The sequence below is a fragment of the Actinoalloteichus spitiensis RMV-1378 genome, assembly GCF_000239155.1.
Taxonomy (GTDB): Bacteria; Actinomycetota; Actinomycetes; order Mycobacteriales; family Pseudonocardiaceae; genus Actinoalloteichus_B; species Actinoalloteichus_B spitiensis.
Genome location: NZ_AGVX02000155.1, coordinates 1 through 11,775, shown reverse-complemented (window position 1 = coordinate 11,775; position 11,775 = coordinate 1). Strand labels below are relative to the sequence as shown.

Genomic DNA, 11,775 nt, shown 5'->3' with positions numbered 1-11,775 from the left:
GACCGCGGGCGGGGGCCGCGCGCGGCGCGGACCGCCGCCCGGCTCAGTGGCGGCGAGCGGTGCCGGACACGCTCGGCGGACGAACGGCCCCGACGGCGCAACCCCACCCGAGTGCTCCGACGGGTCGCGCGGAGCCCAAGCCGCCCGACCTGCCGTGCCACAGCGCTCCAGCGCACCGACGCCACCCGGACGCCGGGGTGGGCACCCCGCCCGCCCCGGCCCGGTCTCGCCGGGAACGGGGCGCGTTCCGAGCACGACGCACCCCTCACCCAACGCGGTCAGCCGCCCTGCGCCCCTCGGACCACCGACCTAGAGTCGTGGCGCGGAACGATTCTCCACTCATTGCCGAGAGGAGCAATGATCGTGGATGGCATGCACGTCGAACCCAGGTCCGCGACGAGTGACTCCGACAAGGTCGTGACATCGTCGCTCCTCATCACACAACCCCGGAAGAACACCATCATCGAGCTCTGCATGGCGCGATGGGTCACTTATCGCGCCGACATCTCGTCGCGCGCGAACCTGGCGATCACCGCGGTGCGAATCGTCAACCCCGATGGCACCACGGACCTGGACGAATTCGACGTGGACTCGGGCCCGAACGTCATCGTGCGCGAGAACGTCACCAGCGTCGTCGTCACGGCCCAGGTCAGCAACGCGTACGTTCGGGGACTGGTCAACCTGTTCTTCTGGCCCGTCGTCGTCCCCGCCGAGGAGCGAGCATGAGGTTCGGAGGCGGCGGAACGGGACCCCGGGCCACGGCCACCCACCTGGTCGTGCTCTACGACCCCTCGGACAACCGCGTCGTCCACCTCCACCAGGTGGTGGTGCTCGAAGGCGGCGAAACCGTCAGCAGGGAGGACGCCGAGCGGCATGCGGTGGACCAGGCACGGCTGCTGGGCCACGATCCCGAACGCCTGACCGGCCTCCACCTCGACACGCCCCTCCCCGACGAGCCCGGTGTGCTGCACGTGGGCGCCGGCGGCCGACTCGTCGCGATCCGGCCCGACGCGCAGCGATGACGGCGACGCGCCCCGGATCGCCGGGCCGCGCCGCGCGAGGAGCGACCACCCCCGGACTGGAGAGGCCGACGTCCGGCCGCACCCCGCAGGTCCTGACCGGGCGCACGGCGCCGCCAACCCGCCACCAACCCACTTCGAACTCCGGGAGCGCCGCACGGCCTCGGAGAACGAACGGCGTGCGAACGCGGAACCCACCTCGGAGTGCCCGAACCCACGAACGCGTAGCCGACGCGGAAGGGACAGGTGCCCATGGACGGGATGCTCGCTCGTACCTGGAGCATGACGAGCACTTCCAACACGGAACTGGGAGTGACGCTCCACGTCGAACAGCCACCCAGGAACACCATCGTCGAGATCTCCATGTCGAGGTGGATCACCTACCAGCCGGACATCACCTCTCACGCGAACATGGTCATCACGCACATCGACCGCATCAATCCCGACGGCACCGGAGCATCCGAGGAATACCCCGCCTCCGAGGGGAGGAACATGGTCGCGAGGAACGCGGTCACCACCATCCACCTCGCCGCGTTGGTAAGGAACGCCCACGCGCGGGCCCTGGCGAACGTGTTCCACTGGCCGATCATCACCCTCCGGGAGGCGAGATGACCGAGTTCGCCGTCGCCGGGGACGCACCCGCCGTCGCGCTCACCCACGTGGTGGCGCTCTACGACCCCTCGGACAACCGCGTCGTCCACCTCCACCACGTCGTCGTGCTCGAGGGCGCCAGGCGCATCACCCGGGAGGAGGCCGAGCGGGAGGCAGTGGACAAGGCGCGGGAGCTGGGCCGGGACACGGCGCGACTGCGCAGCCTCTACCTCGACACCCCACTACCGGAGGAACCCGGAGTGCCGCACGTGGACACCGCCACCGGTCGGGTGCTGGCGGTCCACGTCGAGGCGGCGCCGTAGGGGGCGACGCCGACGTCCCGGTCGGACGTGGGACGGGTCAACGGGCTGGGCCGTCCCCTCCCCGGCCAGCAGCCCCTCGTCCGCGAGGACGAAGCGGGCGGGACGACCGGGCAGCGCTGGTCCACCCGGGGACCTCCGAGGAGCGAGGGGGGTGGACGGGAGCGGGCGCTGCGCCCGCCGGGCGCGGTTCCCTGGTGCCGGAGCCGGCCTGGTGGGGAAGCACCTGCTGGTGCCGCCGTGGTGGACGCCGGCGTCGCGACCCGAACCGTTCCGCGCCCGGGGCTGGTGCCGTGGTCGTGAGTCCGTCTCGCCCCAGGAACGGGTCGGGCAGGCACCGTCAACCTGACCCCGCGCGCCAGGACGCGCGCACTCCGCGGGCGGTGCTCGCCGGGAGGCAACCCGGCCCCGGGGCCGTTCCGTCCTCCCACTGCCGGTGCCGGCGGTGTACGTCGGCGGCGGCCCCAGGACGTCCACGAGGAACGGGAGCGCACATGAGACCGAGCAGGCGGCACGGGGGAACGTTCCCTCGATGGGCGGCGGCGCTGTCCCTGGCGGTCACCGCGGCGGTGGCGGGTCCAACCCTCGCGGCGCAGGCCGCCGAACCGGCCGGCGGAGTCCGCGACATCGCCTGGCGGGACGCGGTCGTCCCGTTGCCCGCCATCGGCGCCTGTCCGGAGGCGCCGGTCTCCTTCACCGGGGGCACGGCCGAGACCCCCGGCCACGTCTACCGCTTCGCGCCGGGACACGAGGTCGCGTTCGCCGACGTCACCGCCGACGGCGTGGAGGACGCCCTCCTCATGATCGACTGCGGCCCCCGGAACTCCGAGTACTCCGGGTCGTTGGTCGCCGTCACGGTGGACGAGGAGGGGCGGCCGAGCCTACTGGGCACCGTTGCCGACGGACCGCACTGGATGCTCCGGCCCACCGACTTCGCCGTCGAGGACGGTGACGTCGTCGTCACGATGACCGACTGGTCGACCGAGACCACCTGGGTCGACCGCTACCGGTGGTCCGCGCGACTCGGTCACTTCGAACTGGTCGGGTAGGAGGCCCGCGCTGCGACCCCGCGCCGGGCCGCCAGCCCGGGTGTGCCTGGCGGACGCCGAAGCCACCTCCCCTGGCGTGCCGGCGGGGGAGGTGGCGCACGCCGGTCGCGACGGTCCGCCGCGGCCCCACTCACCTGGGCGGGCGACCACCTCGGCCGCTCGGAGTCACGCCGCGCACCAGCGAGGTGAGCCGAACAGACCGGGCACATCGTCCCGACCCGCCGTCCGAGGCGGTGACGCCCCAGGCGAGGCCGGTGGTCGGAACCGCGCACCGCGCAACCCGGAACCTCGTGATCGGGCGGAAGGCGGGGGCGGGCCGACACCGCGCGACAGGCGGGCGACCCGCTGGCGACCGCCACACGGAGAGCCGGATCGCCCGTGCCGCCGGCCGGCGATGGGGGAGGCCTTCCACCGCGCGGGACCTTCCGCCACCCGGACGAGGACCGAGGTCCCGCAGCCGGCGGCTCCACCGCGACTCGTTCGCCGGACCCCACCCGAGCCCACCAGGACCCGAGCCTGGTTCGGGCGCCCGAGCAAGCGGTGCGGTTGCTCACACCCCGGCTTCGTCATCTCCCCGTAACGCGGCACGGAGCCGCGTGAAACACCCACTTCCTACCGTCCCTTGCTCGTCAACGTGTGACGGAAAGTAGTGAAAGGGGGGGGCCATGTCGCCACGGGCACCGCGGACGTTGGGCAACAAGGGTGATCAGGGGGTGGCCCAGGGTAGTCAGCCGGTGGTGGACCCCGACTACCCGCTCGCCCCGGTGCCGATGTCCGCCCGCCGAAGCCTGGGGTCGCTGCTGCTGATGCTGGTCAGCTTCACGTTCTTCGCACCCACGATGCTCGCGGGGGGCCAGATCGCGGGCGCCTTCCCCTTCGCGGAGTTCCTGGTGCTCAGCCTGACCGCCAGCGTCCTGCTCGGCTGCTACGTCGCCGTCATCGGGGTGATCTCCGCCAGGACCGGCCTGAGCACCGTGCTGCTCGCCCGCCGGACCCTCGGTCTCGCCGGCGGCAAGTGGGCGTCGGTGCTGCTCGGCGGCACCCAGATCGGCTGGTTCGGCGTCACGGTCGCGCTGCTGGCCGACCTCGCGGGCAGGGCGCTCGGCTGGGAGAGCACCTGGCCCATCATGGTGGTCGCCGGGCTGCTGATGGGCACCACCGCCTACTTCGGATACCGGGGACTGGAGATCCTCAGCGCGATCGCCGTGCCCCTGATGTTCGTCCTGGCGTTCTGGGTCGTCGCTCGCGCCCTCGGCGACGCCGGCGGCTGGCACGGACTGCTCTCGATCGAACCGACCGCCGAGCTGGGCGTCGCCACCGCCCTCACCATCATGGTCGGCACCTTCGTCAGCGGAGGGACGCAGGTCGGCAACTGGACCCGCTTCGCGCGACGCCCCCGGCACGCCTTCGCCGCCGCGCTGGTGGCCTTCCTCGTCGCGCAGACCCTCATGCTGTTCTTCGGCGCCGTCGGCGCGGTCGTCTACGGCGAACCGGACTTCGCCGCCGTCCTGATCCAGCTCGACCTCCTCGTCCTCGGCCTGCTCCTGCTGGTCGCCAACCTCTGGACCACGAACGACAACGCCGCCTACGCGTTCGGCGTCGCCGGCGCGGAACTCTTCGGGGTGAACGACAAACGACCCTTCGTCATCGGCGGGGTCCTGCTCGGGATCCTGTTGGCCGTGACCGGTGTCTACGAGGCACTGGAGACCTTCCTCGTGGTCCTGGGGATCGTGATCCCCCCACTCGGGGGCGCCGTGATCGGCCAGTACTTCCTGGCCTGGCGCGGTCGTCTGCCCGCCGCCGCGGGGGGACGCGAGCCCGTGGTCCGGTGGAGTGGGCTCGGCGCCTATCTCGCCGGCACGCTGGTGGCGGCGGTCAGCAACGTGTACGAACTCGGCGTGCCGCCGCTCCAGGGCATCCTGGTCGCCGTCGTCGCGGCGCCGCTGCTGCACCGGGTCCTGCCCGGACACCGAAGGGACGCCGCGTCACCGACGCCGACCCCGGCGGAGCGGGCCACCCCGGCCAGCACCAGCTGAGGACCAGCAGACGCCCGCTGGCCGCCCACGAGGAACAGGAGAACAACACGTGGGAACACTCATCCGCCACGCCTCGGTCATCACGATGGACGAGGTGACCGGGGCCCGGCCGATCACCACGAGCATCCGGATCAGCGATGACCGGATCTCCGAGATCGGACCGGACCTGGAACCACGACCGGACGAGAGGGTCATCGACGGCCGGGACCGGCTCGTCACCCCCGGACTGGTGAACGGGCACCTGCACTCGTGGGAGGCGCTGTTCAAGGGACGCTACGACAACCTGCCGCTCGAACTGTGGATGCTCTTCTCCTACCCGATCCTGGGGATCGGGGAACTTCCCGCCGACCTCGTCCGGCTGCGCACCCTGCTGGTGGCCATGGAGTCACTCCGGGCCGGCGTGACCTGCGTGGTCGACGACGTCCTGGAGACCCCGACCCAGAACGTCGACCAGCTGGCCGCCGTGTTCGACGCCTACGAGCTCGCCGGGATCCGGGCGAACGTGTCCGGGCACGTCATCAACAAACCCTTCGTCGACACCCTGCCCTTCGTGGAGGAGGTCCTCCGCCCCGACCTGCTCGACGAGGTCCGGGCGATCACGCCGCCCCGCACCGACGAGTACCTCGACTTCAGCAGGCGGGCCTTCGAACGGCACCACGAACGGGCCGGCGGCCGCCTCCGGTACATGGTGGCACCCTCCGGTCCCCAACGGTGCACCGACGACCTCCTCGTCGGCGCGGCGGAACTCGCGCGTGCCTGGAACGCCGAGTACCACATCCACGTCCTGGAGACCAAGGTCCAGGCCGTCACCGGCCGGGAGTTCCACGGCACCACCCTGGTGGAACACCTGCGCCGGATCGGCGCGCTGGGCCGGGAGACGACCTTGGCCCACGGCATCTGGTTGACCCGGTCCGACATCGAGATACTCGGGGCGGCCAACGCGTCGGTGTCCCACAACCCCATCTCCAACCTGAAGCTGGGATCGGGCATCGCTCCCTTCCGCGACCTGCTCGACGCGGGGGTGAACCTCGCGCTGGGCAGTGACGGAGCCTCCAGCAGCGACAGCCCGAGGATGCTCGACGTCGTCAAGGCGGCCGGGCTGCTGCACAAGGTCAGCGAACCGGACCACCACCGCTGGCCCAGCGTCGCCGAGGTGTTGCGCGCCGGCACCCTCGGCGGAGCGCGCAGCGCGCTCGTGGAGGACAGGACCGGATCGCTTGAGGTCGGCAAGCAGGCCGATCTGGTCATCTACGACCTGAACACCCTCCCGTTCACCCCGCGCAACGACCTCGCCGTGCACCTCGTCTACTCCGAGAACGGCTCGTCCATCGAGCAGGTCATGGTCGCGGGGGAGACCGTGGTCGAGAACGGGCGGCTGACCAGGGTCGACGAGGACGCCGTGCTCGCCGAGCTGCGCCACTGGCTGCCCCGGGTGCGGGAGTGGCAGGAGGAGTGGGAGAGCGTGAACGCCGCCTTCGTCCCGGCGTTCACCGAGATCCACCGCCGCTGCGCGGCCACCCCGACGGGCGTGAACCGCTGGTCGGGTGATGAGGAGGCCTGGCTGGTCGGCTGACGCGCCAGCCGGCTCGGGGAGGTGCGGGCGTCGCGCCTCCCCGCCCACCGCCGACCATGACCGCCTCGTTCCTCGCCGAGGGAGGCAGCCGGGTTGAGATGAACGGCGCTGTTCGGCCAGTCCACCGCTGCCTACACTCCGTTCCAGGGCGCGCGATCTTTGTCTGTCCAGCACAGAAATGAGCAGCGCATGAGAACGAGACGACGCAACGTCGCGTCGCTGGGCGTGGTCGGAGTGGCGCTGGCCCTTCTCGTCAGCACCCTCACGGCCGGTGTGGCGCACGCGCACGGAGGTATGACCGCACCGGCGACCCGGACCTACGTCTGCTTCGACGAAGGGCCGCAGACCCCCAGTTCGGACGCCTGCCGGGACGCGGTGGCGGAGGGCGGGACCCAGCCGCTCTGGGACTGGTTCGCCATCCTGATCCCCGACGCCGCCGGACGTCACCGCGAGATCATCCCCGACGGGGAGCTGTGCGCGGCGGGCACCGACAAGTACGCGGCCTACAACGCCGCCCGCCCGGACTGGCCGGCGACCACCCTGCGGTCCGGCGCCGACTACAACTTCCGCTACGCCGCCTGGGCGCCGCACCCCGGCACTTTCGAGCTGTACGTGACCAAGGACGGCTACGACCCCACCACCCCCCTGGCCTGGTCCGACCTCGAAGAGGAACCCTTCCTGGTCGCGACCGACCCGCCCAAGGAACACACCGACGGGAGCTGGTGGGACTCCTACCAGATGTACGGGCAGCTGCCGGAGGGCAAGACCGGGCGGCACATCATCTACTCGATCTGGCAGCGCTCGGACAGCCCCGAGGCCTTCTACAACTGTTCGGACGTCGTCTTCCAGTGAGCCGCGCGTGCCGACGGGAACACCGGACGGACAGGAAAGGGAGAACCGAGTGAATTCCAGCCTGCTCACCAGGGCACGGCTCGCCGCGACCGGGTCCTTGGCGGCGGTGGCCCTCGTCCTCGCCGGCTGCGGCGGAGGCGAGGATTCCGCCGAGGCCCCACCCCCCGCGAGCACCGAGCACGCGGCCCCCTCGGAGGAGGGTGGGGGACACGACGACCACGACCACGAGGCGGCGGAGGAGACCGGTGCCGCGGCGATGGGCCAGTCCTTCGACACCGCCCTCGAACTGGCGTCCTGGGTCGCCGAGGAAACCGGCGAGTGCGCCGACCCGACACCCGCCAGCGAGGAGGAGTTCCGGGACTTCGTCGGACCCCTGCTGATCGGGCTGTACGAACCCTACGTGGCGGAGTGGGCCACCTGTGCCGTGCCGCCGCACGACAAACTCGGCCTGGTCATCTTCGACCCCGACCGCTTCACGGAGTTCCAGGAGTCCTGGCGTGACGCCGTCGAGGAGGGTGAGGTGCGGGGCAACCCGGACTGGTCCTTCGGCAACGGTTTCGCCGTGACCTCGGGGCCCACCGGGGCCGAGGAGATGGGGCTGCACTACCTCTGGTGCGCCCCCGTGGACATCGAGGACGCGCATCTCATCCCCGCCGACGCGGAGGGGTGCGACTTCGCCCACCACGGCCACCACTGAGCCGAGCCCCGCCCGACGCCATACCCACCCGCGTCGGGCGGGGACACCGGCAGGCCAAGCGGGTTGCCCCCGACGCGCGTCGCACCGGGCGGCAGGACCGCACCGAGCATCGGGGGGAGCCGGGGCAAGGCCCCGCCAGCCCGCCCGGGTCGTCCTCCCACGGCACCACCGGTCCGGCGGTCGCGCGGGAAGCGCCGCTCCGTGGGCCCCGCCCGACCGGCACCCCGCCGACCGGTGATCCCGGGCGGGCGGAGCGGGACGGTCCCACCCTGACCAGCCCGGTACTCCGGCCACTCCCGCCCCGGTTCGCCGGCGGAACCCCGCCGCCCCAGCACGCCCTCGACCCGTCGTCGCGGTGATACCCCTTCCGCGCCAGTGCGACGACCGGCGGACCCGGTGGCCAGTGGCCGGTGCCCGGAGGCCACGAACCCACCCCACCCTCGGAACTCCTGCCGCCATTCCCTGGCGGCCTGCCAGGCCCCATCCCCTCCGCCGTCGCGTCCCGGGCGGCAGGGGACATCCGCCGTCGCGACCCCACCCGGACCCGGCAGGGGAGGAGCGCGACCAGACCCGCCTCGCGGTGCGGTTCCAATCCACCCCGACAACCGTGGTTCCGGTCCCGCCGCTGCTCCCCGGGCGAGGGAGCACGCCGTTCCCCGGGGGACCCCGCACACCCACGGTGGCACTTCACGTGTAATGTCACCCTGACAGGTGAAACTGGGGTAGTGGAGGGGGTTGCCTCTGAACAGCGCGGAACTGCTCGCGGTACTCGCGGCCCTCGGTCACGTCCAGCGCCTCCGCGTCATCGAGGAACTGGCGGCTGGTCGCGTGCACGTCAGCGAGCTGGCGAGGCGCCTGGGGTTGTCTCGTCCCCTGCTCTACATGCACCTCGAACGGCTGGAGAAGGCCGGGATCGTCACCGGCGCCCTGGAACTCTCAGCCGACGGCAAGGCGATGAAGTACTTCGAGCTGACGCCCTTCGAGTTTCGCCTCAACGTCGACACCGTCCGCCAGGCCCTGCGGGCCGACCAGGACGCGTCTCCCGGTACATCGGGCAACGAGGAAGGCCCTACGGACATGGAGGACACATCCACATGATCGGCGCTGTCATCGCCATCTCGATCGTGCTGATCGTCATCGGTGGGCTCTCGCTGAGCCTCGTCTCCTACTTCCGGTTGCAGCGCCACCGGGCGGACGCCGTGGCGATGGCCCACTACCGCAAGCTCGCGGAGGAAGCCGTCGCCAACCAGGCGATGCTCCGGGGGGAGCTCGCGGAGCTGGCGGCCAGGCTGGGAGCGGTCGAGAAACTGCTGCGGAGCGTGGAGTGAGCACGAATGAACCGACAGCGCCCGCGTCACCGGCGATGGCGCTGTTCACCCGAGAAAGCTGGTGGGCCCTCGCCTACCTGATCAGCTACCTGCCGATCGCCGTGGCCTTCATGGCCGTCGCACTGGTGAGCGTGATCGTCTCCTCCGTGCTCAGCATCTTCTGGCTCGGGTTCCCGCTGCTCCTCGGGGCCGCCCTGCTGATCAGGGGGATGGCGGAGGTGGAGCGGCGCCGGGCGTTCCTGGTGGCCCGGCGCGTCGAGAGCGCCTACCGGCCCGTCACCGCTCCCGGCATCATCAGCCAGATCAGGACCCGGTGGACCGACCCGGCCACGTTCCGGAACCTCGCCTACCTCCTGCCGCTGGCGCCCCTGCTGTTCGTCTTCGACCTCGTCGTCGCGGTCCTGTGGGTGATCCCGGTCGCCGGCATCACCCTGCCGTTGTGGTACTGGTCGATCCCCATCACCTTCGACGACGGCACCGTCGGCCACGGCATCATGATCGGATACGTCACGGGCCCCGAACACAACCTGTTCGACGGTGGCTTCGGGATCTGGGTCGGTGACCTGCCCACGGCGCTCCTGGTCATGGCCGTCTGCTTCATCGTGGCCACGATCACCGCCCCGCTCATGGTCCGTGCGGCCAGGGCGCACGCCGCGATCGCCCGATCCCTCCTCGGGCCAGCGGTCGACCCCCTGGAACCAGCCAGGCGAGTCCTGCGGTCACCAGGCCCGCTCAGCGACTGACAACGAGGCCGCCCCCGGGCGGCACACCACACAGCACCACTCGTGCCACCCATCCCGAACGACGATCGTCCCCCGGCCGCACACCACACCACTGGCACCCTGGCCGGGGGACGACTCCTCAACCGAGTCCCTCAACTCATTCAAGGAAGGTCGAGATTCTATGACAGATCGACCACCGCGCCGGGGTCGGCGACGAGCGCGTCCGCCCATGCGCACCGTTGGCCTCCTCCGTCGACGCTGAACCGCGCGCCCGGTCAACCAGGCATTTCTCCGCCACAGACGCACCAGCGCCCACGTCCGGCGCCCGGTGCGACGTGCCCGATTTCACCCGACCGGCGGTCCACCCACGCCCGGTGACGCCCCGTCGGCACCACCGGGGAACGCCCGACCCCGGCCAGAACCTCGACCGGTCCGCCTCGGTGGACCGGACCCGCCCCCTACCCAAGACAGGGAACCCCATGTCCTTCCCCGCAGCCGTCGAGGAGCCCCAGGACGCTTCCGACCGGCGCAGCGACTACAGCGTGCTCTCCCGCAGGATCCGGGACGCCGGGCTGATGCGTCGACGACACGGCTACTACGCCGCCGTCATCGCCACCAACGTGGCGCTCTACCTGGGAACCTGGGTCGTCTTCCCGTTCGTCGGCGACTCCTGGTACCAGTTGCTGACCGCCGTCGTCCTCGCCGTGCTGTCCACCCAGATCGCCTTCACCGGGCACGAGGTCGGCCACCGCCAGATCTTCCGAGGCCGGCGGGCCTCCGAGGTCGCGGGTCTCACCCTGGGCAACCTCGGCATCGGCCTGGGAATCGGGTGGTGGGTGGACAAGCACAACCGGCACCACAGCCACCCCAACCACGTCGACCGCGACCCCGACATCGGCGAGGGGGCGCTGTCCTGGACCGAACAGCAGGTGGGCAGGACGCGAGGTCTCCGGCTGCTGTGGACCAGGTGGCAGGGCCGCCTCTTCTTCCCCCTGCTGCTGCTCGCCGGGCTCAACCTGCACGTGTCCTCGTTCCGCGCACTGCCGGTCCTGCCGCCGAAACGGCGTTGGGTGGAGGGCGGCCTGCTCGTCGCGCACTTCGCAGCCTACTTCTCCGCGCTCTTCCTCGTCCTCTCGCCCGGGAAGGCCATCGCGTTCTTCTTGGTCCACAAATGCCTGTTCGGCCTGTACATGGGATCGACCTTCGCCCCCAACCACAAGGGCATGCCCATCCTGCAACCCGGTGAGAAGATCGACTTCTTCCGCCGCCAGGTCCTCACCTCCCGCAACGTCACGGGCGGCCGGTTCCTGGAATGGGGGCTCGGCGGGCTCAACTACCAGATCGAGCACCACCTGTTCCCCAGCATGCCCCGCCCCGCGTTGCGGCACGCCAGGCCGATCGTGATCGAGTTCTGCCGGGAACGGGGCGTCCCGTACCACGAGACCAGCCTGGTCCAGTCGTGGCGGGAGATCCTCACCTACCTCGACGAGGTCGGCAACTCCCGCGCCGTCGAACGCGCGGTGCCGGCCGAACACCTCCAGCCGGCCCAGCGCCGGTAGCGCCGCGCTCGGCACCGCCGGCGGCCGCC

General features: G+C 71.3%; 13 protein-coding genes. All 13 read left to right on the top strand.

The features are described from left to right. The first annotated feature begins 357 nt into the window (after positions 1 to 357). The 13 genes from ACTIDRAF_RS0208290 (at position 358) to ACTIDRAF_RS0208230 (ending at position 11,746) form a co-directional block, all read left to right on the top strand. Positions 358 to 726, top strand: coding sequence for a hypothetical protein (locus ACTIDRAF_RS0208290; RefSeq protein ID WP_016698268.1), 369 nt, complete (start codon positions 358 to 360; stop codon positions 724 to 726). After that, positions 723 to 1,022: a hypothetical protein gene (locus tag ACTIDRAF_RS0208285; RefSeq protein ID WP_016698267.1), complete on the top strand. Its 300-nt coding sequence runs from the start codon at positions 723 to 725 to the stop codon at positions 1,020 to 1,022. Before ACTIDRAF_RS0208290 ends, ACTIDRAF_RS0208285 begins: the two co-directional genes overlap by 4 nt. A gap of 279 nt (positions 1,023 to 1,301) precedes the next feature. After that, entirely contained in the window at positions 1,302 to 1,631 is a 330-nt protein-coding gene (locus tag ACTIDRAF_RS0208280; RefSeq protein ID WP_155886063.1) for a hypothetical protein, read from the top strand. Next, positions 1,628 to 1,933, top strand: a complete 306-nt coding sequence (locus ACTIDRAF_RS0208275; protein ID WP_016698265.1) for a hypothetical protein — start codon at positions 1,628 to 1,630, stop codon at positions 1,931 to 1,933. The genes ACTIDRAF_RS0208280 and ACTIDRAF_RS0208275 overlap by 4 nt, the downstream gene beginning before the upstream one ends. A 491-nt stretch (positions 1,934 to 2,424) precedes the next feature. Further along, positions 2,425 to 2,979: a hypothetical protein gene (locus ACTIDRAF_RS0208270; RefSeq protein WP_016698264.1), complete on the top strand. Its 555-nt coding sequence runs from the start codon at positions 2,425 to 2,427 to the stop codon at positions 2,977 to 2,979. A gap of 713 nt (positions 2,980 to 3,692) precedes the next feature. Then, positions 3,693 to 5,015, top strand: a complete 1,323-nt coding sequence (gene codB / locus ACTIDRAF_RS0208265; protein WP_035291644.1) for a cytosine permease — start codon at positions 3,693 to 3,695, stop codon at positions 5,013 to 5,015. A 49-nt stretch (positions 5,016 to 5,064) separates the two neighbouring features. Beyond that, on the top strand, positions 5,065 to 6,588 hold the full coding sequence (locus ACTIDRAF_RS0208260) for an amidohydrolase family protein (protein WP_016698262.1): 1,524 nt from the start codon (positions 5,065 to 5,067) through the stop codon (positions 6,586 to 6,588). A 189-nt stretch (positions 6,589 to 6,777) separates the two neighbouring features. Then, complete coding sequence (locus tag ACTIDRAF_RS0208255) at positions 6,778 to 7,440, top strand: lytic polysaccharide monooxygenase auxiliary activity family 9 protein (RefSeq protein WP_026065900.1); 663 nt, start codon at positions 6,778 to 6,780, stop codon at positions 7,438 to 7,440. A 49-nt stretch (positions 7,441 to 7,489) separates the two neighbouring features. Next, entirely contained in the window at positions 7,490 to 8,137 is a 648-nt protein-coding gene (locus ACTIDRAF_RS0208250; protein WP_016698260.1) for a hypothetical protein, read from the top strand. A 735-nt stretch (positions 8,138 to 8,872) separates the two neighbouring features. Beyond that, positions 8,873 to 9,235 carry an ArsR/SmtB family transcription factor gene (locus ACTIDRAF_RS0208245; RefSeq protein ID WP_211215291.1) on the top strand — a complete coding sequence of 121 codons (363 nt, stop codon included), beginning with the start codon at positions 8,873 to 8,875 and terminating at the stop codon, positions 9,233 to 9,235. Next, positions 9,232 to 9,465: a hypothetical protein gene (locus ACTIDRAF_RS0208240; protein ID WP_016698257.1), complete on the top strand. Its 234-nt coding sequence runs from the start codon at positions 9,232 to 9,234 to the stop codon at positions 9,463 to 9,465. The genes ACTIDRAF_RS0208245 and ACTIDRAF_RS0208240 overlap by 4 nt, the downstream gene beginning before the upstream one ends. Then, positions 9,462 to 10,208 carry a sensor domain-containing protein gene (locus ACTIDRAF_RS0208235; RefSeq protein WP_156038892.1) on the top strand — a complete coding sequence of 249 codons (747 nt, stop codon included), beginning with the start codon at positions 9,462 to 9,464 and terminating at the stop codon, positions 10,206 to 10,208. The genes ACTIDRAF_RS0208240 and ACTIDRAF_RS0208235 overlap by 4 nt, the downstream gene beginning before the upstream one ends. A gap of 458 nt (positions 10,209 to 10,666) precedes the next feature. Further along, the gene (locus tag ACTIDRAF_RS0208230; protein ID WP_016698255.1) at positions 10,667 to 11,746 is read left to right on the top strand and encodes a fatty acid desaturase family protein; all 1,080 of its coding nucleotides are present in this window, start codon (positions 10,667 to 10,669) and stop codon (positions 11,744 to 11,746) included. Positions 11,747 to 11,775 lie beyond the last annotated feature (29 nt).